Below are 25,809 nucleotides of genomic sequence, written 5' to 3'. Positions count from 1 at the left end.
GATTGTTTTGCAAGTGTTTTCAAGTATGATATAATGGTAAATGAGACTGAGGAGGATTCGTCATGACAAAAACAAGACTCTATATTGCTAGACATGGAAAAACAATGTTTAATACTATTGGTCGTGCTCAAGGTTGGAGTGATACACCATTAACAAAATTTGGTGAAGAAGGTATTAGACAACTTGGAATTGGATTAAAAGATGCCAATATCCCGTTTAAAGCAGCTTTTTCTAGTGACTCTGGAAGGACCATGCAAACCATGGAAATTATTTTAAGAGAAACGGAAAATGAATTCCTCCCATATACAAGAGATAAACGTATACGTGAGTGGTGTTTTGGAAGTTTAGATGGTGCCTATGATTCAGAACTATTTCTAGGTGTATTACCTAGAACGAAAGCTTTTGAAAATAGAAATAGTATGCGTGAAGTCCCTTATTCTGAATTAGCTGAAAGTATTGTTCAAGTTGATACAGCTAATTGGGCAGAACCTTGGGATGTATTAAGTAAACGTATTTATGATGGTTTTGAAGCGATAGCTCTGTCTATCCAAAATTCTGGTGGCGGTAATGCCGTTGTAGTTAGTCATGGAATGACCATTGGTACATTTTTATGGTTAATCGATCACAATCAAGAAAAACAATATATTGGTAACGGTAGTATCACTGTTGTTGAATTTGAAGATGGTAAATTTACGGTAAAAACAATTGGTGATATGAGTTATATTTATCGTGGACAAGAGATTTTAGAAGGAAAAGTCAGTGATATCTAATTTAGTTAGTCATCCAATGATCCCGGTATTTATGAAAAATAATGAGGAGTAATATGAATGCGAGCGAGATTTAAGTTAAAAGTTTTTGAAGTTATAATGGCCTTAATTTCACTCTTTATTTTTCTTCCTTTATTTTTTTATGGCACAAAAGCACTTTCTACTGAGATTCGACCAGTTCCATATAATAAAAAAGAAGTTATGAAAAAAATGGCTTCTGAGATTAAACCAGTAGCAAAATCTTATGGATTGAAGCCTTCTTTAATCATTGGACAAGCACTCTTGGAATCACAGTATGGTAGGACCTTATTAGCAAGTAAATATCATAATCTATATTCATTGCCGACAAAGTCCAACCAAAACTATATTGATTTAAAAACGCCTATTTATCGATCAGGCTCTTGGGCAAATGAAGATATGCGTTTTAGTGTTTATCATAACTGGACAGAGTCTACAATTGATTATTTGAATGCTTTAAGAACAGGTCGTTATCTTGATAAAGCTTTATACAAGCAACTGGTGTTGGCTAAAGATGACAGCGAAGCGGCACAATTACTTCAATATTATTCATTTAATACAGATCCCAATTATGCCAATAAACTAAAACTTATGATTAATGATAATCGGTTAACAAAATACGATAAATAAAAAATTAGCACTCTTTTTAAATGAGTGCTAATTTTTTGAGTTTTTTTCTTGACAGTCATTTTTTTAGGAGTATAATAGAATTATAATTTAGCAGTCGGATATAAAGAGTGCTAAAGAAAGGATGTGATTGCTTTTGATAACTAAAAGACAAAACGACATTCTTAACTTAATCATAGAACTTTTTACACAAACACATGAGCCTGTTGGTTCAAAGGCTTTACAAGCTAGTATCGATTCTAGTAGTGCTACTATTAGAAATGATATGGCTAAGCTTGAAAAGTTAGGTTTATTGGAAAAAGCACACACTTCGAGTGGACGGATGCCAAGTCCAGCTGGTTTTAAGTACTTTGTTGATCATTCGCTAAATCTTGAAAGCGTGAATGAAGATGATGTCTATCAAGTCATTAAGGCATTTGATTTTGAAGCATTCAGACCAGAGGATATTTTGAAAAAAGCAAGTCAAATTTTATCTGAAATGACAGGTTTTACAACGGTTATTTTAGATGTGGAACCAGCTTTACAAAAATTAACTGCATTTGATGTTGTTCAACTTTCAAATCATGATGCTTTAGCAGTGCTAACTTTAGACGATTCAAAACCGACAACAGTACAGTTTGCTATTCCAAAAAACTTTTTGAGACGTGATTTGTTAACGCTTAAAGAAATTGTAGATGAACGATTGAAATCAAATACAGTCATGGAAGTGCATTACAAATTGCGAACTGAGATTCCTCAGATTTTACAAAAATATTTCTCCGTGACAGACAATGTTTTAGACTTATTTGATTATATTTTTGATAATCTGTTTCAAGAGACTGTTTTTGTATCTGGAAAGGTTAATGCTCTTGAATTTTCAAGTTTAGAAACTTACCAGTTTTTAGACCAAGAACAACAGTTAGCACTTGTACTGAGAAATTCACTTGATGCGAATCAAATGGCAAGTGTTCAAGTAGCTGATAACAAAGAAATAGCATTGTCTGACCTTACAGTCTTGAATCATAAGTTTTTAATTCCTTATCGTGGTTTTGGATTATTAAGTTTAATTGGTCCAATTGATATGAATTATAAATGGAGTGTTAGTTTAGTAAATGTTATCGGTCGTGTATTAGCATTCAAGTTAAGAGATTATTATCGCTATTTGAATAGCAATCATTATGAAGTAAATTAATTATACCTACTAGGAGGTAAGGATTTGTCAAAAAAAGAAAATGAAAAGGTTACTCCTGAAGAAGTCGTAGAAGAGATGGCTACTGAAGAAAAAACTGAAGAAGTAATCCAGGAAGAAACGACTGAACGTTCTGAATTAGAAATGGCAAATGAACGTGCAGAAGAGTTTGAAAATAAATACCTTCGCGCACATGCTGAGATGCAAAACATTCAACGTCGTGCAAATGAGGAAAGACAAAATCTACAAAAATATCGTTCACAAGATTTAGGGAAGGCTATTTTACCATCTCTAGATAATTTGGAAAGAGCTTTAGCAGTAGAAGGTCTCACAGATGATGTTAAAAAAGGCTTAGAAATGACTCAGGAAAGTCTTATTGCTGCTTTAAAAGCTGAAGGTATTGAGGAAATTCCAGCTGATGGAGAGTTTGACCATAATTTGCATATGGCTATTCAAACCATGCCAGCTGATGAGGACCATCCAGCTGATAGCATAGCTCAAGTCTTCCAAAAAGGTTATAAGTTGCACGAACGCATTTTAAGACCTGCAATGGTAGTTGTTTATAATTAAGATTAAGATGGATTGTCCGTAATGACGTAAAACTATTATTCTGTAATAAAATAGAGGTACATAAAATGAGTAAAATTATTGGTATTGACTTAGGAACAACAAACTCAGCAGTAGCAGTTCTTGAAGGAACTGAAAGTAAAATTATTGCAAACCCAGAAGGTAACCGTACAACACCTTCAGTAGTATCATTCAAAAATGGTGAAATCATTGTTGGTGATGCCGCAAAACGTCAAGCAGTAACAAATCCAGAAACAATCATTTCTATTAAATCAAAAATGGGAACATCTGAAAAAGCTTCTGCTAATGGCAAAGAATACACACCACAAGAAATTTCAGCGATGATTCTTCAATATATCAAAGGTTATGCTGAAGATTATTTAGGTGAAAAAGTAACTAAAGCTGTTATCACAGTACCAGCTTACTTTAACGATGCACAACGTCAAGCAACAAAAGATGCTGGTAAAATTGCAGGTCTTGAAGTAGAACGTATTGTAAACGAACCAACAGCAGCTGCACTTGCTTATGGTCTAGACAAAACAGATAAAGATGAAAAAATCTTAGTTTTTGACCTTGGTGGTGGTACCTTTGACGTTTCAATTCTTGAATTAGGTGATGGTGTCTTTGATGTTCTTGCAACTGCTGGTGATAACAAACTTGGTGGTGATGACTTTGACCAAAAAATCATTGATTGGTTAGTCGAAGAATTCAAAAAAGAAAACGGCATTGACTTATCAACTGATAAAATGGCTCTACAACGTTTGAAAGATGCAGCAGAAAAAGCTAAAAAAGATCTTTCAGGTGTAACACAAACACAAATCAGCTTACCATTTATTACTGCTGGTAGCGCAGGTCCTCTTCACTTGGAAATGAGTCTTTCACGTGCAAAATTTGATGATTTAACACGTGATCTTGTCGAACGTACTAAGACTCCAGTTCGTCAAGCACTTTCAGATGCAGGACTTTCATTATCTGAAATTGATGAAGTTATCTTAGTTGGTGGTTCAACACGTATCCCAGCTGTAGTTGAAGCTGTTAAAGCAGAAACTGGTAAAGAACCAAACAAATCAGTTAACCCTGATGAAGTTGTAGCTATGGGTGCTGCAATCCAAGGTGGTGTCATTACTGGTGATGTTAAAGACGTTGTACTTCTTGATGTCACACCATTATCACTTGGTATTGAAACAATGGGTGGTGTCTTCACGAAATTGATTGACCGAAATACAACTATCCCAACTTCTAAATCACAAGTCTTCTCAACAGCAGCAGATAACCAACCAGCCGTTGATATCCATGTTCTTCAAGGTGAACGTCCAATGGCAGCAGATAACAAAACACTTGGACGTTTCCAATTAACAGATATTCCTGCTGCACCTCGTGGAATCCCACAAATCGAAGTGACTTTTGATATTGATAAAAACGGTATTGTATCTGTTAAGGCAAAAGACCTTGGTACTCAAAAAGAACAACACATTGTTATTCAATCCAATTCTGGTTTAACAGACGAAGAAATTGATAAAATGATGAAAGATGCAGAAGCAAACGCAGAAGCTGATGCTAAACGTAAAGAAGAAGTTGACCTTAAAAATGAAGTTGACCAAGCTATCTTTGCAACTGAAAAAACAATCAAAGAAACTGAAGGTAAAGGATTTGATACAGAACGTGATGCTGCACAATCAGCACTTGATGAATTAAAATCTGCTCAAGAATCTGGAAACCTTGAAGATATGAAAGCTAAATTGGAAGTTTTAAATGAAAAAGCTCAAGCTTTAGCAGTTAAAATGTACGAACAAGCTGCTGCAGCACAGCAAGCAGCCCAAGGTGCTGAAGGTGCTCAATCAACTGATTCATCTAATAATGGTGATGACGTTGTGGATGGCGAGTTCACTGAAAAATAATATAGCTTATAATAATCCTATTTTAGGTATGGAAAAATCATAAGGCTAACTTATTTTGGAAATCTTAGGCGAGGCCAAAGCTTCGTCTAATTTTTCAATCAAAAAATGACTTAAAATTGAGGAAAAAAGATGAATAATACTGAATTTTACGAACGTCTTGGCGTTTCTAAAGATGCTTCACAAGACGAAATCAAGAAAGCTTATCGTAAAATGTCTAAGAAGTATCATCCTGATATCAATAAAGCTGCAGATGCCGAACAAAAATATAAAGAAGTTCAAGAAGCTTATGAAACTTTAAGCGATCCACAAAAACGTTCTAGCTATGATCAATATGGTGAAGCTGGAGCTCAAGGTGGCTTTGGTGGCTTCGGCGGAAATGGTGGCGGTTTTGGTGGCTTCGGCGGAAATGGTGGCGGTTTTGGCGGTTTCGAAGATATTTTCTCCAGTTTCTTTGGGGGTGGTGCCAGTAGAAATCCAAATGCACCTCGACAAGGGGATGATCTTCAATACCGTGTTAACTTAGAATTTGAAGAAGCTGTTTTTGGTGCTGACAAAGAAGTTGTCTATAATAGAGAAGCTTCATGTTCAACATGCTCTGGTACAGGTGCTAAGCCGGGAACGAGTCCAGTAACTTGTCAAAAATGTCATGGATCAGGTGTTATAAATGTGGATACACAAACACCTCTAGGTATGATGAGAAGACAAGTAACGTGTGATGTTTGTCATGGTACAGGTCAAGAAATAAAAGAACCTTGCCCAACATGTCACGGTACTGGACATGAGAAAAAAGCACACAAAGTTTCAGTCAAAATCCCAGCAGGCGTTGAAACAGGACAACAAATCAGACTTCAAGGTCAAGGTGAAGCTGGTATTAATGGCGGACCTTATGGAGACCTATTTGTTATCATTAATGTCTTACCAAGTAAGAAGTTTGAACGCAATGGACCAACGATTTATTACAATATGAATATTAGTTTTGTTCAGGCTGCTTTAGGTGATACCGTCGAGATACCAACTGTACATGGTGATGTTGAGATGACTATTCCTGCTGGAACACAAACTGGAAAAACCTTCCGTCTAAAAGGAAAGGGTGCTCCAAAATTAAGAGGCAATGGTCAAGGTGACCAACATGTCACTGTAACTATTGTAACCCCTACAAAATTGAATCCTGAGCAAAAAGAAGCTTTAAACGCTTTTGCAAATGCAAGCGGAGAAAGCGTTGCACCACAAAAGAAAAAAGGATTTTTTGATAAAGTGAAGGATGCTTTAGACGATATTTAAAAAACCAGATTGATATCTGGTTTTTTATTTTTTACAGAAAAAACTTGCAAAGCTAATTTTTCTAGTGTAGAATAGTTAAATGTAGTTTGATAATCAAATTATTTAACGACCAAACTACTTTATTGAAAAAGAGGTGAACTATGACTTTTCAATACATCACTTATCTTGAAGAAGATGAGGTTGTAACAATTACATTTAATAGACCTGAAGTTAATAATGGCTTTAACATCCCCATGTGTCAAGAAATTTTATCTGCACTTGAAAAAGCTAAAGAAAATGCTAAGGTTTCATTTGTCCTTTTTAAAGGAGAAGGCTCTGTTTTTTCAGTAGGAGGAGATCTAGTTGAAATGCAAAGAGTTGTGAACGAAGATGATATCACTTCTCTCGTTGATATTGCACATCTTGTTCAGGAAATATCGTTTAAAATGAAGCAATTAGCAAAACCTGTTATTTTTGCAGTTGCCGGTGCGGTTGCCGGTGCAGCCTTTAATATGGCATTAGCTGCTGATTTCTGTATTGCTTCATTAAAATCAAAGTTTATACAAGCATTTGTCAATGTTGGTTTAGCACCTGATGCAGGTGGTTTATATTTATTGACAAGAGCTGTTGGGCTTTCAAAAGCAACACATTTAGTGATGACAGGTGAAGCTGTTTCTGCAGAAAAAGCAGAGCAATTGGGTTTTGTCTATAAAAGCTGTGAATCTGAAAAATTAGAAAAAACAGTTGCCAATTTACTCAAAAAATTAAGACGTGGATCTAAAAACTCTTATGGTGCTATGAAAGAACTAATTTGGGAAAGTTTCTTTCAATCTTGGGAAAAATATGCATCACTTGAATTACAACTTCAAGAGAGTTTAGCTTTTAAAGAGGATTTCAAAGAAGGTGTCAGAGCACATGCTGAAAGAAGGCGTCCACAATTTACAGGAGAATGAAAAAGGAGTTAAACCTTGCAAAATACTTTGAGGTTTGATATACTTTGATTGTCAAAGTTTATAGGAGGTAATCAACTTGGAATATCATCAAATTAATGGCTATCTAGTTGATATTTTTAACAGAATATTAGTCATTGAAGAAATGAGTCTTAAGACTAGTCAATTTAGTGATGTTTCCTTAAAAGAAATGCACACAATTGAAATTATTGGCAAACATAAAAATGTAACGCCAAGTGATATTGCTCGTGAATTAATGATTACTCTGGGAACTGTGACGACAAGCTTAAATAAATTAGAGAAAAAAGGTTATATCGAAAGAACGAGATCTAAAACAGATCGCCGTGTCGTTTATTTATCTTTAACCAAAAAAGGACGTCTTTTAGATCGGTTGCATAGTAAGTTTCATCGTAACATGGTGACTCATGTAACTTCTGAAATGTGTGATGAAGATTTGGATGCTCTAGTTAGAGGATTAGCAAGTTTGCATAAGTTCCTTGAGGAGTTAGTCTGATGAGTTATAGTAAGATAAGTCAAGTAGCTCATTATTTACCTGAACAAGTCGTTACAAATGATGATTTGTCTCAGATAATGGAAACTAGTGATGATTGGATAAAATCTCGTACTGGTATTGAAGAAAGACGTATTTCTAAAACTGAAAAAACAAGTGATTTAGCTACAGAAGTTGCTAAAAAACTATTATTGCAATCTGGATATGATGCACAAGATATTGATTTTATTATCGTAGCAACCATTTCACCAGATTCTATGATGCCCTCAACGGCTGCGATAGTTCAGGCAAATATCGGTGCAAAGAATGCTTTTGTATTTGACTTAACAGCAGCATGTAGTGGTTTTGTTTTTGCACTTTCAACAGCCGATAAATTTATTCAATCAAGTCAATATAGTCGTGGTATCGTAATTGGTGCTGAAACCCTATCAAAAACACTTGATTGGTCTGACCGTACAACTGCAGTCCTTTTTGGAGATGGTGCTGGTGGTGTTTTACTGGAAACTAGTGAAGAACCGTATATTTTAGCTGAATCGCTTAATTCAGATGGAAGTAAGGGTGGACTCAGTTCAGGAATAACAGCTTTAAAATCACCATTTTCTGTAGAATCAGTTGATCAACCTTACCTTCAGATGGATGGTCGTTCAATCTTTGATTTTGCGATTAGAGATGTTTCAAAAAGTATCTCTAACATTATAGAGACTGCTCCAATTGAAGCAAATCAAATTGACTATTTACTTTTACATCAAGCAAATAATCGTATTCTAGATAAAATGGCTAAAAAAATTGGCATTCCAAGGGAAAAATTTCCTGCCAATATGATGTCATATGGTAATACTAGTGCGGCAAGTATTCCAATCTTACTTTCTGAATGCGTTGCTGATGGTCGCATTTCTTTTGATGGCTCTCAAACAATCCTCTTATCCGGTTTTGGTGGAGGTTTGACATGGGGAAGTCTAATTGTTAAAATTTAGTTATATCATGTGCTCTGCACATTTATAAAATACATATCTATTTCTTAAGGAGAATTAAAATGGCAGTATTTGAAAAAGTACAAGAAATTATTGTTGAAGAACTTGGTAAAGAACCAGAAGAAGTAAAATTAGAAACAACTTTTGAAGACTTAGATGCAGATTCACTTGATGTATTCCAAGTTATCTCAGAAATCGAAGATGAATTTGATATTCAAATCGAAACTGAAGAAGGCTTAAACACTGTAGGTGACTTAGTTGCATACGTTGAAGAAAAAACAAAATAAAAAAGACAATAGAGAGTATTCTTAAAAAGAGTATTCTCTATTCTTATTAGGATAGTTTGATTGTCAAATTAAATGATTGGTCGTTAAATATAGAAGGTTATTAGAATGGAAACGAAAATTACAAAGTTATTAAATATCAAATACCCTATTTTTCAAGGTGGGATGGCTTGGGTAGCTGATGGAGAGTTAGCGGGAGCAGTTTCAAACGCAGGAGGTTTGGGAATTATTGGTGGCGGTAACGCCCCTAAAGAAGTTGTAAAGGCTAATATTGATAAAGTGAAGTCTATTACAGATAAACCTTTTGGTGTGAATATTATGTTATTATCTCCATTTGTTGATGATATTGTTGACCTTGTTATTGAAGAAGGCGTCAAAGTTGTAACAACTGGTGCTGGAAATCCAGGTAAATACATGGAACGTTTCCATGAAGCAGGTATTACAGTTATTCCTGTAGTACCAAGTGTTGCTTTAGCAAAACGTATGGAAAAATTAGGTGTTGATGCGGTTATAGCTGAGGGTATGGAAGCTGGTGGACATATTGGTAAATTAACCACTATGACACTCGTTCGTCAAGTTGTTGAAGCAATTTCTATTCCTGTTATTGGAGCAGGTGGAGTTGGTGATGGTGCGGGTGCCGCAGCTGTCTTTATGCTTGGTGCAGAAGCTGTTCAAGTTGGAACAAGATTTGTTGTTGCTAAAGAATCAAATGCACACCAAAACTTTAAAGATAAAGTGATAAAAGCTAAAGATATTGATACAGTTGTCTCTGCGCAAGTTGTTGGACACCCAGTAAGAGCAATAAAAAATAAACTAACATCAGCTTATACTGCAGCAGAAAAAGACTTCTTAAAAGGCAATATTGATGCTCAAAGTATTGATGAATTAGGAGCAGGTTCACTCAGAAATGCTGTTGTCGATGGTGATGTTGTCAATGGTTCAGTTATGGCTGGTCAAATTGCTGGTCTAGTTAAACAAGAAGAAACGTGTCAAGAAATACTTGAAGATATCTATTATGGTGCTGCCAAAGTCATTAATGCACAAGCGAAAAAATGGGAAGATGTTGAGGATGACAGAAACTAAAGTTGCTTTTTTATTTGCCGGTCAAGGTGCACAACGATTAGGAATGGCAAAAGATTTGTATAAAGCTTTCCCAATAGTTAAAGAGACCTTTGATAAGGCAAGCCAATTATTAGGATATGATTTAAGACAATTAATCGATCACGATGAAGAAAAATTAAATCAAACACAATACACACAACCAGCGATATTAGCAACTTCACTAGCCATCTATCGTCTGCTTGAAGCAAATGGAATGAAACCAGAGGTTATGGCAGGATTATCTTTAGGAGAATATTCGGCTTTAGTGGCTTCAGGTGCTTTATCATTTGAGGATGCTGTGCCATTAGTTGCTAAAAGAGGTTTTCTAATGGAAAAAGCAGCACCAAAAGGTAGTGGTAAAATGGTTGCTGTTTTAAATACAGATGTGTCTTTGATTGAAAGTATCTGTGAGAAAGCTTCTAAGTTTGGTTATGTAAGACCTGCTAACTATAATACACCACAACAAATTGTTATAGGTGGAGACACTAAAGCAGTAAATGAAGCTGTTGAGCAATTAAAAGCTGCTGGTGTCAAGCGTTTAATCCCCTTAAATGTATCTGGTCCTTTCCATACCGCTTTATTGAAAGATGCAAGTCTTGGATTGGCAAAAGAATTAGAAATGATTTCAATTTCTAAATGTCACATTCCAGTTATTGGGAACACAGAAGCTAAATTAATGCCTAAAGAAAAAATCAAAACATTACTAGAACGACAAGTTATGGAACCCGTTAGATTCTATGAATCAATCGAATTAATGAAGAAAATGGGAGTCAATAAGATTGTTGAAATTGGATCCGGTAAAGTTTTGAGTGGTTTTGTTAAAAAAATTGATAAAAGTATAGCTATCTCTAATGTTGAAGATGTTGAAACGTTTGAACAACTATTAAAAAATAAGGAAACTATATGGAATTAAAATCAAAAAACGTGTTTATCACAGGTTCAACCCGTGGTATTGGATTAGCAATTGCACATGAATTTGCCAAACAAGGTGCAAATATTGTTTTAAATGGCCGTTCTCCTATTAGTCAAGAATTAATAGACTCATTTTCTGAATATGGTGTGACTGTTATGGCTATTAGTGGAGATGTGTCAGACTATAATGATGCAAAACGAATGATTGATCAAGTAATCGAAAAACTTGGTAGTGTGGATGTTTTAGTTAATAATGCAGGTATCACAAATGATAAACTTATGCTAAAAATGACACAAGATGATTTTGAAAAGGTACTAAAAATTAACCTAACAGGTGCTTTTAATATGACACAATCAGTCTTAAAACCGATGACAAAAGCAAGACAAGGCGCTATTATAAATATCACTAGTGTTGTTGGCTTGACAGGAAATATTGGTCAAGCTAATTATGCTGCATCAAAAGCAGGCCTTATTGGATTTACAAAATCAGTTGCACGTGAAGTAGCAGGAAGAGGATTAAAAGTCAATGCTATTGCACCAGGCTTCATTGAATCAGATATGACTGATGCATTATCCGATAAGATGAAAGATGCTATTTTGACAAAAATACCCGTTAAACGCATTGGAAAAACACAAGAAGTTGCAGAAACTGCAGTATTTCTTGCAAAACACGACTATATTACAGGGCAAGTTATTGCCGTAGATGGTGGAATGACAATGCAATAATAGACATCAACGAAATGACTGCATGATAAGGAGAGAGAAAATGACAGAACGTAGAGTTGTTGTAACCGGCTATGGTGTAACATCGCCGATTGGAAATACTCCAGAAGATTTTTGGACAAGTCTTAAAGAAGGAAAAATTGGAATTAAACCAATCACAAAATTTGATCCTTCTGAAATACCAGTATATAACGCAGGTGAAATACAAGATTTTCCATTTGATAAGTATTTTGTCAAAAAAGATAAAAACCGCATGGATACTTATTCTCTTTATGCTATTTATGCTGCTATGGAAGCTCTAGAAAATGCTAGTCTAGATATGGATTCTGTTGATCGTGACCGTACAGGTGTCATTGTCTCATCTGGTATTGGTGGTTTACAAGAGCTAGAAGATCAAATTATTAGAATGCATGAAAAAGGAATGAAACGGATAAAACCAATGTTTATTCCAAAAGCATTATCAAATATGGGTGCTGGAAATATTGCCCTCAAAATTGGAGCAAATGGTGTATGTAAATCAATCACAACTGCTTGTGCATCTGCAAACGATGCCATTGGGGAAGCCTTCCGCGAGATAAAATATGGACATCATGATGTTGTCTTGGCTGGTGGTTCAGAAGCTTCAATCACTAGAATTGGTATTGGCGGCTTTAATGCACTAACTGCTTTATCAACTACAGAAGACCCAACTCGTTCAGCTATTCCATTTGATAAAGATCGTAATGGGTTTGTTATGGGTGAAGGTGCAGGTGTTCTTGTGGTTGAAAGCCTAGAACATGCTGAGAAGCGTGGTGCAACTATTTTAGCAGAAATTGTTGGATATGGTTCTAACTGTGATGCTTACCATATGACAACACCAACTCCTGATGGTTCTGGTGCTGCTAAAGCTATTAAATTAGCAATTAATGAAGCTAACATAGCTCCAGAAAAAGTTGATTATGTTAATGCACATGGGACTTCTACACAAGCTAATGAAAAAGGCGAAAGTCAAGCTATTGTTTCTGTACTTGGTAAAGAAGTACCAGTTTCATCAACGAAATCATTTACGGGTCATTTACTAGGTGCGGCAGGAGCTGTAGAAGCTATTGCAACTATTGAAGCAATCAGAAATCAATTTATTCCAATGACTGCTGGAACAAAAGAACTTTCTGAGGATATCGAAGCAAATGTTATTTTTGGTCAAGGTAAAGATGCTAAAATAGATTATGCTATTTCAAATACATTTGGATTTGGTGGGCATAATGCCGTAGTTGCATTTAAACGTTGGGAGGCCTAAATTGAATATCAATGAAGTCAAAGATCTGATGACTCAATTTGATCAGTCAAGTTTGAAGGAGTTTTCTTTTAAAACCGCTGATTCAGAATTATCTTTTAGTAAAAATGACAGACCTGTCATGCAACCACAAGTTCAAAATCAAGCTGTCTTGCCTACTCAAGAAGTTTTTGAAAAAGTAAGCCATGTTGAAACAAATTCAAATCAAGAAATAAAGACTGATTCTGAATCTATTCAAGAAGAAATTAGTGGTGAAATCATTGAAAGTCCGCTTGTAGGAGTAGCCTACTTAGCTGCTGGACCTGATAAGCCAAATTTTGTGTCAGTAGGTGATACTGTCAAAAAAGGTCAAACATTAGTTATCATTGAAGCCATGAAAGTCATGAATGAAGTACCAGCACCTATGGATGGTGTTGTCACTGAAATTCTAGTATCAAATGAAGAAGTTATTGAATTTGGACAAGGATTGGTGAGAATTAAATGATTGATATAACAAAAATTCGTGAAGCTTTACCTCATCGTTATCCAATGCTTCTCGTTGATAGAGTATTAGAAGTATCAGATGACCAAATCACAGCAATAAAAAATGTCACTATTAATGAACCATTTTTTAATGGTCATTTCCAAGATTATCCTGTAATGCCAGGGGTTCTTATCATGGAAGCTCTAGCACAAACTGCTGGTGTCCTTGAATTAGCTAAGGAAGAAAATAGTGGAAAATTAGTTTTTTATGCTGGGATGGATAAAGTAAAATTTAAAAAACAAGTTATTCCTGGTGATCAACTTGTTATGACTGCTAAATTTATCAAACGCAGAGGAACAATTGCTGTTGTTGAAGCAAAAGCAGAAGTTGATGGCAAACTAGCTGCAAGTGGAGTATTAACATTTGCTATAGGAAGCTAGGAAGCAAATCAAAACTCGGGAGAATTCAACCTTATGTTTAAAAAATTATTAATTGCTAACCGTGGGGAAATAGCAGTGCGTATTATTCGTGCGGCTAGAGAGTTAGGTATTTCAACAGTTGCAGTTTATTCTGAGGCTGATAAGGAGTCCTTACATACTATTTTGGCTGATGAAGCTATTTGTATAGGACCAGCAAAATCAACAGAATCCTATCTTAATATGAATTCCGTTCTGTCTGCTGCTATTGTTACCGGTGCAGAAGCTATTCATCCTGGTTTTGGCTTTTTGAGTGAAAACTCAAAATTTGCTACTATGTGTGAAGAAATGCATATTAAGTTTATCGGACCAGATGGATCTGTTATGGATAAAATGGGTGATAAGATTAATGCGCGTGCTGAGATGATAAAAGCAAATGTACCAGTGATTCCTGGATCAGATGGTGAAGTTCATACAGCTCAAGAAGCCCTTGAAGTGGCGAATAAGTTAGGCTATCCAGTTATGTTGAAAGCATCTGCTGGTGGAGGTGGAAAAGGTATTCGTAAAGTTCAAAATTCAGATGAGTTAGAACCGGCTTTTGAATCCGCTTCTCAAGAAGCTCTTGCAGCATTTGGCAATGGTGCTATGTATATTGAAAAAGTAGTCTACCCTGCGCGACACATTGAAGTACAAATCTTAGGTGATAGTTTTGGTAATATCATTCATTTAGGAGAAAGAGATTGTTCGTTACAGCGTAATAATCAAAAGGTACTGGAAGAAAGCCCTTCAGTGGCAATTGGTAACACACTTCGAAAAGAAATTGGAGATGCTGCTGTAAGAGCCGCAAAAGCTGTTGCTTATGAAAATGCTGGTACAATTGAATTCTTATTAGATGAAAAATCTGGACAATTTTATTTTATGGAAATGAATACTAGAGTTCAGGTAGAACATCCCGTAACAGAATTTGTCACTGGTGTTGATATTGTCAAAGAACAAATAAAAATAGCTGCTGGTATTCCTTTAGAAATCAGTCAAGAAGACATCAACATTAGTGGGCATGCTATTGAATGTCGCATAAATGCAGAAAATCCTGCTTTTAACTTTGCTCCAAGTCCAGGTAAGATTACTGATCTTTATTTACCAAGTGGCGGTGTTGGATTAAGGGTGGACTCTGCTGTTTATGGTGGCTATACCATTCCACCATATTATGACAGTATGATTGCTAAGATTATTGTTCATGGTGAAAATCGATTTGACGCATTAATGAAAATGCAAAGAGCACTTTACGAACTTGAAATTGAAGGTTTGGTGACAAACACAAATTTCCAAATGGATTTGATTTCAGATAAACAGGTGATTGCTGGTGATTATGATACGTCATTTTTAATGGAAACATTTTTACCCAATTATCATAATCAAGATTAGGAGGCATGATGGCTTTATTTAATAATAAAAATAAGTATATCAGAATAACGCCTAACAACTCTATATACCAATCAACACCACGTGAGACACCTGAAGTGCCAGACGAATTATTTGCTAAATGCCCAGCTTGTAAGCATATGATTTATCAAAAAGATCTTGGGTTAGCAAAAATTTGTCCAAAATGTTCTTATAATTTTAGAATTTCAGCACAGGAAAGATTGGCAATTACTGTTGATGAGGATTCATTTGAAGAATTATTTACAGGCATTGAAACAAAAGATCCACTTCATTTTCCAGGATATAAAGAAAAATTAGCTAAGACACGTGAAAAAACGGGCCTAGATGAAGCTGTTTTAACTGGGAAAGCTCTTATTAAAGGGCAAAAAGTAGCCCTAGCTATTATGGATTCTCATTTTATCATGGCTAGTATGGGAACCGTTGTTGGTGAAAAAATAACGAGATTATTTGAGTTAGCCATTCATGAAAAACTTCCTGTTGTTATTTTTACGGCATCTGGTGGTGCTCGTATGCAAGAAGGTATTATGAGTTTGATGCAAATGGCAAAAGTTTCAGCAGCTGTCAAAAAGCATTCTAATCAAGGCCTTTTCTACCTAACGGTACTAACTGACCCAACTACTGGTGGGGTTACCGCAAGCTTTGCCATGGAAGGGGATATTATCATATCTGAACCGCAAGCTTTGGTTGGATTTGCTGGAAGACGTGTTATTGAAACGACTGTTCGTGAAAACTTACCCGAAGATTTTCAAAAAGCAGAGTTTTTATTAGAGCATGGCTTTGTTGATTCAATAGTAAAACGTACAGAGTTACCTGAAGTTATCGGAAAACTTCTAGCATTTCATGGAGGTGAAAAATGAGTGGAGTCGCAAGAATATTAAAAGAAGCTCGCGATCAAAGCCGTCTATCAACTTTAGATTATGCAGATTTAATTTTTGATGATTTTATGGAATTACATGGTGACCGTCATTTTTCAGATGACGGTGCAATCGTTGGTGGCATTGCAAAACTGCATGGACAACCTGTGACAATAGTAGGGATTCAAAAAGGATCCAATCTTCAAGACAATTTGAAACGTAATTTTGGACAACCGAATCCAGATGGTTATCGAAAAGCATTGAGACTTATGAAACAAGCTGAAAAGTTTAAAAGACCAGTGATAACATTTATCAATACAGCTGGTGCTTATCCAGGTGTTGGTGCTGAAGAAAGAGGACAAGGCGAAGCTATTGCTAAGAATTTACTTGAAATGAGTGATTTAAAAGTCCCAATCATTTCTATTATCATAGGTGAAGGTGGTTCTGGTGGAGCACTTGCACTAGCAGTTGCTGATAAGGTTTGGATGTTAGAACATACTATGTATGCTGTATTAAGTCCTGAAGGATTTGCATCAATTCTTTGGAAAGACGGCTCTAGAGCAACCGAAGCAGCAGAGTTAATGAAAATAACAGCTTCTGAACTTTATAATATGAAGGTTGTTGATAAAGTAATTCCTGAACATGGTTACTTCTCAAGTGAAATTGTCGATATGATGAAACAAGCTTTGATAGAAGAATTAGTTAGCTTAAAAGCACTTGAATTAGATGAATTACTTGAAAAACGTTATGAACGTTTTAGAAAATTTTAAAGAGTCCCTAAAAAGGGCTTTTTTGTATGACTTTTTAAGAGTTAGATTAAAAAAAGTGCTATAATAAAAACACTATATTGAAATTGGAGTAAAAAATGAAGAAATACTTACGACTTTTATTAGTACTTATACCCCTAATTTTATCTGCTTGTCAAAACAATACATCTACTGAAACCAAACATAAAGAATCAAGTACTAGTCAATCAAGTCGAACCTCAACCACAAACAAGAAGTATAAACTAAGTAAAAAAGGTTCTTATTATAGTTTAACCAATAAATATGGTCAAGAAATCATTATTGTTAATAAAAAACATCCATTATCTGCTGATTATGCACCTGGAGAAAATGCAACTGCCAAAGCAGCTCTTATGGAACTTATCTCAAAAATGCAATCCTTGGGATATGATGTGAGTCAGAATTACAGTGGTTATAGAAGCTATGAAACACAGACTCAACTTTATCAATCTTATGTTAATAAAGATGGTAAAGAGCAAGCGGATACCTATTCTGCAAGAGCAGGTTATAGTGAACATCAAACAGGATTGGCATTTGATTTGATTGATAATGAAGGAAATCTTCTTGAGGAAACAAATGCTTCAAAATGGTTACTAGAGCATGCTTCAGATTTTGGCTTTATTGTTCGATATCAAAAATCTAAAGAGTCCATTACAGGCTATCAAGCTGAAAGTTGGCACTTACGTTATATTGGTAAAGAAGCTAAAGCAATTGCAAAAAGTGGACTTAGTTTAGAAGAATACTATGGTATAACTGGAGGCAATTATAACTAAAAAAAGAAGGCAAATGCCTTCTTTTTTTAGTTATAATTAGTTAGGTTTGATAACTTCAACGCCACCCATGTAAGGTTGGAGAACTTTAGGAATAGATACTGAACCATCTTCATTTTGGTAGTTTTCTAAAATTGCGGCAACTGTACGACCAACTGCAAGTCCAGAGCCATTTAAGGTATGTAAAAGTTTAACTTTACCATCAGCTTCATCGCGGTAACGAATTTGAGCACGACGTGCTTGGAAATCTTCTGTATTTGAACATGATGAGATTTCACGGTAAGTGTTTTGAGCTGGAATCCATACTTCTAAGTCATAAGTTTTTGAAGCTGAGAAGCCCATATCTCCAGTACATAATGTAATAACACGATAAGGTAATTCTAATTTTTGAAGAATATTTTCAGCATTGGCAGTCATTTTTTCCAATTCATCATAAGAATCTTCGGGTTTTGAGAATTTGACCATTTCTACTTTGTGGAATTGATGTAGACGGATTAAGCCACGTGTATCACGGCCTGCTGAACCAGCTTCAGAACGAAATGATGGGCTCATTGCAGTAAAGTAGATTGGTAATTCTTTACCATCAATAATCTCATTGCGATAGTAATTTGTTAATGGAACTTCAGCTGTTGGAATGAGGACGTAATCAGAATCTTGTAATTCAAAGGTATCTTCTTTAAATTTTGGGTATTGACCTGTACCAAACATAGAATCATGATTAACCATGTATGGTGGGATAACTTCTGTATAACCTTCTTTAGCATGTTCATCTAACATAAAGCTGTATAGTGCACGTTCTAAACGTGCTCCTAGCCCTTTGTAAAAAAGAAAACGTGAACCAGTGACTTTTGCACCACGTTCCCAGTCAAGAATACCTAAGTCTTCACCAAGGTCCCAATGAGCTTTGACATCAAAAGTAAACTCTTTAGGAGTTCCCCAGCGACGAACCTCCACATTTTCATCTTCGTCAGCACCTTCTGGTACAGAATCATGAGGAGTATTTGGCAGTACAGTTACCATAGCTTTTAATTTATCATCAATATCAGCTAGTTCATTATCAACAGTCTTGATTTGAGATGAAACAGTTTGCATTTCAGAAATTTGTTGACTAGCATCTTCTTTGTTACGTTTAGCTTGAGCAATAGCAGCTGATGCTGTATTACGTTTAGCTTTCAATTCTTCTGAATTGATAAGAAGTTGACGACGTTTTTCATCTAATTCTTTTAATGTTGAAAGTGTTTCTTGTGAGACACCTCTTGTTGCTAATTTCTTAGCAACTTGGTCAAAATCTGTACGAATGCGTTTTAAATCAAGCATAAGATTATCCTTCCTTTTAAAAAAAGACGACAAGTATTTGCTGGAGCGCTATTGCGCGGTTCCATCCAGCTTCACTTGTCGTGCACTTTATTTGGTATCAAAAATAATAAAACGGTAGAATTTCATCTTGTCACCATACTTGCTCACAGCATCCGCAAGTTTTCTGAAAAAGTTAAAAGATTACTTATCCGTTAGGCTAATTATATCAGAAAAAAATAAAAAATAAAAGCTCCAACTAAATAGATTTCTGGTGGAAAATAATATCTTATGCTAGAATAATAGCCATATGAAGAATCTTACATTTTCCCAAAAAAGAAATTATGGTCTCGATTTACTACGAATTGTCTCCATGTTTATGATTGTTGTTACGCACGTTTTAGGTAAAGGTGGTTTAAGAAGTAGTGTTGAAGGTGACACAGATGCTTATTTTGTTGTCACTTGGATCATCCAAGTCTTGGTTTATGGAGCTGTCAATTGTTATGCTTTGATTAGTGGTTATGTTGGTGTTCACTCAAGGTATCGTTATTCTAAAATAGCTTCAATTTGGCTTCAAGTCTTTTTTTACACTTTTAGTGTTACAAGTATCTTCACATTTTCAGGGTTTCCAGTAACTTTAACGAACTGGAAACATGCTTTTTTCCCAATTGTTTCACAAGAATATTGGTATATCACTGCTTACTTTGGCTTACTTATATTTATGCCAATTATTAATCGTGGGATTAATAGTTTAAGTGATAAACAATTGAAGCAAACCGCTCTTCTACTTTTTATCGTTTTTTCTATATCACCTGCTTTGATGAATAATAGAGTTGATGGGTTTTCCTTGAGTAAAGGTTTTGAAATGACTTGGCTTATTATTTTGTATATTATTGGTGCTTATCTTCAAAGAATCGATTTAGACAAATTTTCAGTCAAAAAACTTTGATTAGTTTATTTTGTGTCACTTATAGCTACTTTTATCATGAAATTTAATGTTGGTGATATTTGGTATTGGTATGTTTCACCAACACTAACAATTGGTGCTACTTGCCTGTTCATTTTATTTGCAAAAATTAATATTAAACCTTAAGGTTTTTGGCATCGATTTATAGTGACTCTTGCACCAGCAACTCTGGGCGTCTATTTATGTCACCTACATCCTTTATTGGTTAAATATTACATGCGTGATTTTGCTGAACCATTTGTCAATCAATCTATCTTTATTTATCCACTAACTATTCTAGGATCTGCATTGGCTATCTATTTTGTCGCATTTGTCGTTGAATTCTTAAGACAAAAATTCTTCCATGTGATTAAAGTCGATAAACTTTTGAACTGGTTAGATGACAAAATACCTTTTCAAGATATTTAAGATATCATTAAGAAAGAAATGGTTTAAGCATTGACAATTCATATTATAGTGTTATAATAACAAATAAGCATTCGTTAGTTTAAATCAAACCTGTTATGATTTAAGGTTGCGAATCACCGCTAACCACATTGTTTGCTGAGCTAGACTCCGAGCAGTGTGGTTTTTATTTTGAAAAAGCAAATAGATTGGAAAAACTAATGTCTCAGAATGTTGAATCAATTCAAAATCATGTGGTTCTTTTTGAACCTCAAATTCCACAAAATACTGGTAACATAGCAAGAACTTGTGCTGCAACCAATACACCACTTCACATTATTATGCCTATGGGCTTTCCAATCGATGATAAAAAGATGAAGCGTGCTGGACTAGATTATTGGGATAAGCTAGACATTACTTATTATGATAGTCTCGATGATTTTATCAAAACGGTTGATGGAAAACTTCATTTAGTGAGTAAATTTGCAGAGCATGTTTATAGTCAAGAAGATTATAATGATGGTGAAAGCCACTATTTTCTATTTGGCCGTGAAGATACGGGACTTCCTGAAGGATTTATGAGAAAACATGCTGAAGAAGCTATCCGAATTCCGATGAATGATGAACATGTTAGAAGTTTAAACCTCTCAAATACTGTATGTATGATTGTTTATGAGGCTTTGAGACAACAGGCGTTTCCAAATTTGGAACTCAGTCATACCTATGCCAAAGATAAATTAAAGTAGAAGCGAGATGAAAATCTTGCTTTTTTTCTAGCAGTAAAATGAAATTGACAGAAACTTTAAAAATCGTTAAACTAAAGATAATTAAAAGTTTAGAGTATTTAATGATAAAAAAGAAAATGTATAAGTCAAAAAAACACTGGGTGATTGCCAGTGTTGCAACGGTTGCGATATTAGGAACACACCAAGCTACTATTTTAGCTGACAGTAGTGATACTACGATGATTAATCCCACAACTACAGAATCCAGTGCAAGTACACCAAGTAGCGAGCAGACTTCAACGATTTCATCAAGTCAAAGTGATGAAACAGCTGTGACGACAGATCATTCTTCTGAAGTGACAACAAGTTCTGAAGAAATGGCGAGTGTCACTTCTGATAGTAGGGAAACGTCTACGAGTAGTGCTGAGAGTCAATCTCAAACTCTTACTGATTCCGAAACGGCTAATGATGACAAGGTTAATTTAGGAGCTAACACAGTCACTTCAGAAACAGCTAGTTCTAGTGCTATTAATAGTCAAACGCAAAGTTTTGTGAAAGCTCGTGTCTTAGCGACAAGTCCTCAAGCACAAGCGACAGAACCAGTTCAAGCTCCAGTGACGGCAACCATAGAAGGTGATAAGACACTACACATCACCTACCAAAAGGAAATGACTGCAGGAACCGACGTTATTTTTGCAGTTTGGGGAGACCAAAATGCTCAAAATGATTTGGTTTGGTATAAAGCCTCAGATTTAGGCGCAGCTTATGTTGATTTAACTAAGCATAGAGAATACGGTCTTTATCATGTTAATACTTATACAAGGACCAATGGTCAAATGACAGGTGTCAGTGCCTTGACACTTAGTTTTCCCAAACCACAAGTCAGTGCAGAGGTGACGAAACTATCTGACACCCAATTTCAAATTGATGTCACTCAAGTTCCTTCTACTATCACAGCAGTCCGTATCCCTGTTTGGACAAGTCAAAATAATCAAGATGACCTCAAATGGTATCAAGCGATACAAGTAGCTAGTGGCCATTACCAAGTAACAGTCAATACTGCTGATCATCATAATGAAATGGGTCATTACAATATTCATATCTATGGCCAAAGTACGATAACAGGCAGTCAAGTTGGTTTAACCGTAACTGGTTATGATAATGTGGATACACGACCAAATGCACAAGTTAGCATTGTTGACTATGCACAAGATAAGACGAGCTTTACCGTCCAAGTCACAGGAACAAGTAGTACCAAAACAATTACCAAAGTGAGTATCGCAGCTTGGTCAGAGACTGATGGTCAAGATGATCTTAAATGGTACACACCAGTTCTTAAGAATAATCAAGCTAGTCAAGTTATTAATATAGCAGATTTGAGTAATACTACAGATCTTTATCGTGTTCATGTCTATACGCAGTACAGTGATGGTAGTCAAGTAGGAACAAATCTAGGTGCCTACCAAATCACAAAACCAAGTCTTAAGACTGAAGTGGATACACAAATGACTGATAGTGGAATAAATGTTAAGGTCACTTCGAATATGGTCACCAATTATCAAAAGGTTAAATTTGCCGTGTGGTCAGTTGTCAACGGTCAGGATGATCTTAAGTGGTATCAGGCAGATGCGACAGGTAAGGCTTTCATTCCATTTACCAATCATAAAGGTTATGGCGATTATCGCATTGATACCTATAGTTTTGAAAATGGTAGCCATGGCTTAAAGAGTAGTACAGTGACCATTCCTAATCCGAGTGCAAAAGTATCAGTTCAGCAAACTGATAGTACACATTATCAAGTAACAGTAACTGAGACGCCGCAATACATCACATTGTACCAGTCTGGACATCTGCAAATGGTCAGAATGATATTAAATGGACGAAAGCTACAAAACAAGGAGATGGGTCTTATACAGCATTAATTAATTTAGCTGATCATAATTTAGAAACTGGGAATTATGTTGTTCACATCTATGGAAATAGTTTAATTGGTAATAACCAATTGGTTGGCTTAACAACAACATCATTTGCTGTTGCTGAAACGCCACAAATAACAGGAACTGTAACGATTTCTGATATCGATAACAGTGACTATACCTTTACGACTACGATTACTAATGCGGCAACAAAAGATGGCTTAAAAGCAGTTAAAGTGGTGGTATGGAATGAAGCAAATGGTCAAGATGATATTGAATGGCAAAATGCAAGTAAACAATCAGATGGCTCTTATAAAATTATCACCAGATTATCAAGTCATTCTTACTTACCTGGTCTCTATAATGTTCACGTCTATTATGATACTAATAATGGTTTGAAAGGTTTAACAGCAAAAACAACGACCGTTAAACTTAAGACAGTGAGAATTGATGTTCAGAATGAATAAAATGCTATTTTAGCATTATATAATAAGCAATTTGGAAATCTTGGTGGTGATAAATCATTTTTCATTACATCTTCAGATGGTGTAGAGTATGCTGCATCAAGAGAAACAGTATCACAACGTTCAGCATCTACGATAAAGCTCTTTATTTTGACTTCAGCCTATGAAAAAGCTCAACGAGGTGAACTTAATATGTCAAGTAATTACACTGTTAAATCATCAGATATTGTTGTTGCTTCAACTGCTTTAGCAAATTCAGCTGGTCAAACATATAGTCTTGATACTATAGCAAGATTTATGGTGCAATATTCTGATAACACAGCGACAAATATCATGATTAGTGCAATTGGTGGCGTTTCTGCTGTTAATGCTGAAATTAGGCGCATGGGTTATACTCAAACAACTCTAAATCGATATATGAGGATTCAATCTCAGATTGATGCCGGTTTAGAAAATTATATTAATGTTCATGAAGCTGTTGACCTTTTGAAAAATATTTACAATAATACACTTCAAAATACAACTGCAGAACCAACAATGTTAGCTGACTTATCAAATAATTACTATAAATTATGGTTACCAGCAAGTATTCAAAGTCAAGCACAAACTTGGGATAAACCAGGAAATGATGGTACTTTTGGTGTTGAAAATGATATAGCTGCAATCAAAGTAAATGGTAAAACTTATATTGTAGGTGTTTTGACACAACATACTGGAAGTAATGGTGTTAGTAATACAGGAGTGTTTGCTAACTTTGGTAAATCAATTGTTACGGTTATGGCATAGCTTTAAAAATGAAATATTAAAAGACGCTTAGCGTCTTTTTTTTAGTATAAAATACTTGATTGATTGTGATAAATTTGATATGCTAAAACTGTCTTCAGGGCAGGGTGAAATTCCCGACCGGCGGTGATTGATATCATAAAAGTCAAAAGTCCGCGAGCAAAAGCTGATGTGGTGAAAATCCACAACCGACAGTAAAGTCTGGATGGGAGGAGACCGGGTTTTTTAGCTGTCTTTTTTTGTGACATCTAATACGAAGGAACTTCTTTCAATTTGTTAAAATTGGAGGAATTTTTTTATGACAAATACACGCAAAATGGTTATTATAGCAAGTCTATCAGCCATTTCATTTATTCTTATGCTGTTTAATTTTCCGATTATGCCAGCAGCCAGCTTTTTGAAAATAGATTTTAGCATTATTCCAATGTTAGCCGCTTTGGTTTTGTTTGATCTCAAAAGTTCCTATCTTGTTTTATTCTTTAGAAGTCTTTTAAAGATATTGCTTGATGGAAAAGGTGTTAATGATTTTATTGGTTTACCCATGAATATTGTTGCTATTGCTCTATTTTTATTTGCTTTTGCCTTATTTTGGAAAAAATCACAGACAAAATCACACTACATGACAGCCAGTATTATTGGAACAGCATTATTAACACTAGCGATGTTGCTCTTAAATCTATTTTATGCTGTGCCACTTTACGCAAAATTTGCAAATTTTGACATTGCTAAATTTATTGGTCTTAGCAAGTACCTCTTTACAATGGTGCTGCCTTTTAACTTTATTGAAGGACTGATATTTGCAATAGTTTTCTATTTTGTGTATATGGCAATAAAACCCATTTTAGAAAGATATCATTAATATTATATGCAAAAAAAACAAATCTATTTATTACAGGCTTCCTTTGCTTTTTTACTTTTTGTTTTACTTGGTTATTTGGTTAAATTTTACCCTGAGAGTTTAGTTTCATTTGACACAAGTATTCAAACAGAAGTTAGAGCAGATTTACCAGCAAATGTGACACAATTTTTTAAACTGATTACACTTACAGGAAATGTGGCTACTCAATTTGGAATTGTTGTTATTTTAGCTATCTTCTTTTATCTCAAAAAATGGTATGTTGAGTCAGCCTATGTCGCAATTAATGGAGTAGTAGCTGGTTTACTCGTAATGACTTTAAAACTTTTATATCAACGCGTAAGACCAACCATTACGCATCTTGTATTTGCTGGAGGCTATTCTTTTCCAAGTGGACACTCAATGGGAAGCATGATCATAATAGGAACACTTATTATTGTAGTTCATCAGAGATTGAAAAAAGGAATCTTAAGATTTGCTATTGAATGCTTATTAGGCTTATTGATTTCCTTAGTTGGCCTTTCACGAATTTATTTAGGTGTACACTTCCCAAGTGATGTTTTGGGTGGTTTCATTCTTGGTTATGGTGTTCTCTGTTTGGGATTTCCTTACTATGATAAGCGACGCTTTAATTGGCGATTCAGAGGAAAACAACCTTAA

At 35.2% G+C, this 25,809-nt stretch carries 27 protein-coding genes, 2 pseudogenes and 1 riboswitch; of the genes and pseudogenes, 28 read left to right on the top strand and 1 reads right to left on the bottom strand.

Annotated features, from left to right (window positions below; translation table 11 throughout):
- The first annotated feature begins 62 nt into the window (after nucleotides 1-62).
- From STRUR_RS08510 to ldcB, 20 genes are all read left to right on the top strand, one after another.
- A complete protein-coding gene (locus tag STRUR_RS08510) occupies nucleotides 63-770 on the top strand; it encodes a histidine phosphatase family protein (RefSeq protein WP_006739958.1) in 708 nt (235 codons plus the stop codon).
- 57 nt (nucleotides 771-827) lie between these two features.
- Nucleotides 828-1,415 carry a glycoside hydrolase family 73 protein gene (locus STRUR_RS08505; protein ID WP_006740392.1) on the top strand — a complete coding sequence of 196 codons (588 nt, stop codon included), beginning with the start codon at nucleotides 828-830 and terminating at the stop codon, nucleotides 1,413-1,415.
- Nucleotides 1,416-1,548: 133 nt separating this feature from the next.
- Nucleotides 1,549-2,583, top strand: a complete 1,035-nt coding sequence (gene hrcA / locus STRUR_RS08500; protein ID WP_006740370.1) for a heat-inducible transcriptional repressor HrcA — start codon at nucleotides 1,549-1,551, stop codon at nucleotides 2,581-2,583.
- 24 nt (nucleotides 2,584-2,607) lie between these two features.
- Entirely contained in the window at nucleotides 2,608-3,150 is a 543-nt protein-coding gene (gene grpE, locus STRUR_RS08495; RefSeq protein ID WP_006739104.1) for a nucleotide exchange factor GrpE, read from the top strand.
- A gap of 65 nt (nucleotides 3,151-3,215) precedes the next feature.
- Nucleotides 3,216-5,045: a molecular chaperone DnaK gene (gene dnaK / locus STRUR_RS08490; RefSeq protein WP_006740173.1), complete on the top strand. Its 1,830-nt coding sequence runs from the start codon at nucleotides 3,216-3,218 to the stop codon at nucleotides 5,043-5,045.
- A 129-nt stretch (nucleotides 5,046-5,174) separates the two neighbouring features.
- Nucleotides 5,175-6,326 carry a molecular chaperone DnaJ gene (gene dnaJ / locus STRUR_RS08485; protein WP_006738761.1) on the top strand — a complete coding sequence of 384 codons (1,152 nt, stop codon included), beginning with the start codon at nucleotides 5,175-5,177 and terminating at the stop codon, nucleotides 6,324-6,326.
- Between the two features lie 140 nt (nucleotides 6,327-6,466).
- Nucleotides 6,467-7,258 carry a trans-2-decenoyl-ACP isomerase gene (gene fabM / locus STRUR_RS08480; protein ID WP_006739446.1) on the top strand — a complete coding sequence of 264 codons (792 nt, stop codon included), beginning with the start codon at nucleotides 6,467-6,469 and terminating at the stop codon, nucleotides 7,256-7,258.
- A gap of 76 nt (nucleotides 7,259-7,334) precedes the next feature.
- Complete coding sequence (gene fabT / locus STRUR_RS08475) at nucleotides 7,335-7,769, top strand: fatty acid biosynthesis transcriptional regulator FabT (protein WP_006739777.1); 435 nt, start codon at nucleotides 7,335-7,337, stop codon at nucleotides 7,767-7,769.
- The gene (locus tag STRUR_RS08470; protein ID WP_006738493.1) at nucleotides 7,769-8,740 is read left to right on the top strand and encodes a beta-ketoacyl-ACP synthase III; all 972 of its coding nucleotides are present in this window, start codon (nucleotides 7,769-7,771) and stop codon (nucleotides 8,738-8,740) included. The genes fabT and STRUR_RS08470 overlap by 1 nt, the downstream gene beginning before the upstream one ends.
- Nucleotides 8,741-8,799: 59 nt before the next feature.
- Nucleotides 8,800-9,024: an acyl carrier protein gene (locus STRUR_RS08465; RefSeq protein WP_006740169.1), complete on the top strand. Its 225-nt coding sequence runs from the start codon at nucleotides 8,800-8,802 to the stop codon at nucleotides 9,022-9,024.
- 105 nt (nucleotides 9,025-9,129) lie between these two features.
- Nucleotides 9,130-10,104: an enoyl-[acyl-carrier-protein] reductase FabK gene (gene fabK / locus STRUR_RS08460; RefSeq protein ID WP_006739497.1), complete on the top strand. Its 975-nt coding sequence runs from the start codon at nucleotides 9,130-9,132 to the stop codon at nucleotides 10,102-10,104.
- Nucleotides 10,091-11,035 carry an ACP S-malonyltransferase gene (gene fabD / locus STRUR_RS08455; RefSeq protein ID WP_006739432.1) on the top strand — a complete coding sequence of 315 codons (945 nt, stop codon included), beginning with the start codon at nucleotides 10,091-10,093 and terminating at the stop codon, nucleotides 11,033-11,035. Before fabK ends, fabD begins: the two co-directional genes overlap by 14 nt.
- A complete protein-coding gene (fabG, locus tag STRUR_RS08450; RefSeq protein ID WP_006739333.1) occupies nucleotides 11,026-11,760 on the top strand; it encodes a 3-oxoacyl-[acyl-carrier-protein] reductase in 735 nt (244 codons plus the stop codon). Before fabD ends, fabG begins: the two co-directional genes overlap by 10 nt.
- A 40-nt stretch (nucleotides 11,761-11,800) precedes the next feature.
- A complete protein-coding gene (gene fabF, locus STRUR_RS08445; RefSeq protein WP_006738813.1) occupies nucleotides 11,801-13,033 on the top strand; it encodes a beta-ketoacyl-ACP synthase II in 1,233 nt (410 codons plus the stop codon).
- A 1-nt stretch (nucleotide 13,034) separates the two neighbouring features.
- Complete coding sequence (accB, locus tag STRUR_RS08440; protein ID WP_006740350.1) at nucleotides 13,035-13,514, top strand: acetyl-CoA carboxylase biotin carboxyl carrier protein; 480 nt, start codon at nucleotides 13,035-13,037, stop codon at nucleotides 13,512-13,514.
- Complete coding sequence (gene fabZ / locus STRUR_RS08435; RefSeq protein WP_006739746.1) at nucleotides 13,511-13,933, top strand: 3-hydroxyacyl-ACP dehydratase FabZ; 423 nt, start codon at nucleotides 13,511-13,513, stop codon at nucleotides 13,931-13,933. Before accB ends, fabZ begins: the two co-directional genes overlap by 4 nt.
- Before the next feature lie 33 nt (nucleotides 13,934-13,966).
- Nucleotides 13,967-15,334: an acetyl-CoA carboxylase biotin carboxylase subunit gene (locus STRUR_RS08430; protein ID WP_006739862.1), complete on the top strand. Its 1,368-nt coding sequence runs from the start codon at nucleotides 13,967-13,969 to the stop codon at nucleotides 15,332-15,334.
- An 8-nt stretch (nucleotides 15,335-15,342) separates the two neighbouring features.
- Nucleotides 15,343-16,209 carry an acetyl-CoA carboxylase, carboxyltransferase subunit beta gene (gene accD / locus STRUR_RS08425; RefSeq protein WP_006739659.1) on the top strand — a complete coding sequence of 289 codons (867 nt, stop codon included), beginning with the start codon at nucleotides 15,343-15,345 and terminating at the stop codon, nucleotides 16,207-16,209.
- A complete protein-coding gene (locus STRUR_RS08420; protein WP_006739078.1) occupies nucleotides 16,206-16,976 on the top strand; it encodes an acetyl-CoA carboxylase carboxyl transferase subunit alpha in 771 nt (256 codons plus the stop codon). The genes accD and STRUR_RS08420 overlap by 4 nt, the downstream gene beginning before the upstream one ends.
- Before the next feature lie 95 nt (nucleotides 16,977-17,071).
- Nucleotides 17,072-17,764: an LD-carboxypeptidase LdcB/DacB gene (gene ldcB, locus STRUR_RS08415; RefSeq protein ID WP_006739847.1), complete on the top strand. Its 693-nt coding sequence runs from the start codon at nucleotides 17,072-17,074 to the stop codon at nucleotides 17,762-17,764.
- Nucleotides 17,765-17,800: 36 nt separating this feature from the next.
- On the opposite strand, the gene serS is transcribed toward ldcB, so the two are convergent.
- Nucleotides 17,801-19,078 (bottom strand): serine--tRNA ligase, encoded by a 1,278-nt coding sequence (gene serS, locus STRUR_RS08410; protein WP_006740128.1) that lies wholly within the window; start codon nucleotides 19,076-19,078, stop codon nucleotides 17,801-17,803.
- Nucleotides 19,079-19,364: 286 nt separating this feature from the next.
- Here serS and STRUR_RS11550 point away from each other — a divergent pair.
- The 8 genes and pseudogenes from STRUR_RS11550 to STRUR_RS08375 all read left to right on the top strand — a co-directional run bounded on the left by STRUR_RS11550 (nucleotide 19,365) and on the right by STRUR_RS08375 (nucleotide 25,809).
- A pseudogene (locus STRUR_RS11550) lies at nucleotides 19,365-20,429 on the top strand (acyltransferase).
- A 197-nt stretch (nucleotides 20,430-20,626) separates the two neighbouring features.
- A complete protein-coding gene (locus STRUR_RS08400) occupies nucleotides 20,627-21,151 on the top strand; it encodes a tRNA (cytidine(34)-2'-O)-methyltransferase (protein WP_006739383.1) in 525 nt (174 codons plus the stop codon).
- A 101-nt stretch (nucleotides 21,152-21,252) separates the two neighbouring features.
- Nucleotides 21,253-23,052, top strand: a complete 1,800-nt coding sequence (locus STRUR_RS08395) for a GBS Bsp-like repeat-containing protein (protein WP_231288904.1) — start codon at nucleotides 21,253-21,255, stop codon at nucleotides 23,050-23,052.
- Nucleotides 23,025-23,090, top strand: a pseudogene (locus STRUR_RS12130) (hypothetical protein); the annotation flags it as partial. The gene STRUR_RS08395 and the pseudogene STRUR_RS12130, both read left to right, overlap by 28 nt.
- Before the next feature lie 42 nt (nucleotides 23,091-23,132).
- Complete coding sequence (locus tag STRUR_RS08390; RefSeq protein WP_006740045.1) at nucleotides 23,133-23,513, top strand: GBS Bsp-like repeat-containing protein; 381 nt, start codon at nucleotides 23,133-23,135, stop codon at nucleotides 23,511-23,513.
- Between the two features lie 6 nt (nucleotides 23,514-23,519).
- Nucleotides 23,520-24,296 (top strand): serine hydrolase, encoded by a 777-nt coding sequence (locus STRUR_RS08385; protein WP_126430496.1) that lies wholly within the window; start codon nucleotides 23,520-23,522, stop codon nucleotides 24,294-24,296.
- Between the two features lie 86 nt (nucleotides 24,297-24,382).
- Nucleotides 24,383-24,514: riboswitch (FMN riboswitch) on the top strand.
- A gap of 77 nt (nucleotides 24,515-24,591) precedes the next feature.
- The gene (locus STRUR_RS08380; RefSeq protein ID WP_006739292.1) at nucleotides 24,592-25,152 is read left to right on the top strand and encodes an ECF transporter S component; all 561 of its coding nucleotides are present in this window, start codon (nucleotides 24,592-24,594) and stop codon (nucleotides 25,150-25,152) included.
- Between the two features lie 6 nt (nucleotides 25,153-25,158).
- Complete coding sequence (locus STRUR_RS08375) at nucleotides 25,159-25,809, top strand: phosphatase PAP2 family protein (protein WP_006739125.1); 651 nt, start codon at nucleotides 25,159-25,161, stop codon at nucleotides 25,807-25,809.

The sequence above is a fragment of the Streptococcus urinalis 2285-97 genome, assembly GCF_000188055.2.
Classification (GTDB): Bacteria; Bacillota; Bacilli; order Lactobacillales; family Streptococcaceae; genus Streptococcus; species Streptococcus urinalis.
This window is presented reverse-complemented; position numbering and strand designations above follow the sequence as displayed.

Coding starts and splice junctions, on each gene's coding strand:
- STRUR_RS08465 (WP_006740169.1), top strand. CDS start 8,800: ATGGCAGTATTTGAAAAAGTACAAGAAATTATTGTTGAAGAACTTGGT.
- fabK (WP_006739497.1), top strand. CDS start 9,130: ATGGAAACGAAAATTACAAAGTTATTAAATATCAAATACCCTATTTTT.
- serS (WP_006740128.1), bottom strand. CDS start 19,078: ATGCTTGATTTAAAACGCATTCGTACAGATTTTGACCAAGTTGCTAAG.
- fabZ (WP_006739746.1), top strand. CDS start 13,511: ATGATTGATATAACAAAAATTCGTGAAGCTTTACCTCATCGTTATCCA.
- ldcB (WP_006739847.1), top strand. CDS start 17,072: ATGAAGAAATACTTACGACTTTTATTAGTACTTATACCCCTAATTTTA.
- dnaJ (WP_006738761.1), top strand. CDS start 5,175: ATGAATAATACTGAATTTTACGAACGTCTTGGCGTTTCTAAAGATGCT.
- fabG (WP_006739333.1), top strand. CDS start 11,026: ATGGAATTAAAATCAAAAAACGTGTTTATCACAGGTTCAACCCGTGGT.
- fabD (WP_006739432.1), top strand. CDS start 10,091: ATGACAGAAACTAAAGTTGCTTTTTTATTTGCCGGTCAAGGTGCACAA.
- STRUR_RS08395 (WP_231288904.1), top strand. CDS start 21,253: ATGATAAAAAAGAAAATGTATAAGTCAAAAAAACACTGGGTGATTGCC.
- accD (WP_006739659.1), top strand. CDS start 15,343: ATGGCTTTATTTAATAATAAAAATAAGTATATCAGAATAACGCCTAAC.
- STRUR_RS08505 (WP_006740392.1), top strand. CDS start 828: ATGCGAGCGAGATTTAAGTTAAAAGTTTTTGAAGTTATAATGGCCTTA.
- fabF (WP_006738813.1), top strand. CDS start 11,801: ATGACAGAACGTAGAGTTGTTGTAACCGGCTATGGTGTAACATCGCCG.
- STRUR_RS08510 (WP_006739958.1), top strand. CDS start 63: ATGACAAAAACAAGACTCTATATTGCTAGACATGGAAAAACAATGTTT.
- STRUR_RS08420 (WP_006739078.1), top strand. CDS start 16,206: ATGAGTGGAGTCGCAAGAATATTAAAAGAAGCTCGCGATCAAAGCCGT.
- STRUR_RS08430 (WP_006739862.1), top strand. CDS start 13,967: ATGTTTAAAAAATTATTAATTGCTAACCGTGGGGAAATAGCAGTGCGT.
- STRUR_RS08400 (WP_006739383.1), top strand. CDS start 20,627: ATGTCTCAGAATGTTGAATCAATTCAAAATCATGTGGTTCTTTTTGAA.
- STRUR_RS08375 (WP_006739125.1), top strand. CDS start 25,159: ATGCAAAAAAAACAAATCTATTTATTACAGGCTTCCTTTGCTTTTTTA.
- fabM (WP_006739446.1), top strand. CDS start 6,467: ATGACTTTTCAATACATCACTTATCTTGAAGAAGATGAGGTTGTAACA.
- STRUR_RS08470 (WP_006738493.1), top strand. CDS start 7,769: ATGAGTTATAGTAAGATAAGTCAAGTAGCTCATTATTTACCTGAACAA.
- STRUR_RS08380 (WP_006739292.1), top strand. CDS start 24,592: ATGACAAATACACGCAAAATGGTTATTATAGCAAGTCTATCAGCCATT.
- dnaK (WP_006740173.1), top strand. CDS start 3,216: ATGAGTAAAATTATTGGTATTGACTTAGGAACAACAAACTCAGCAGTA.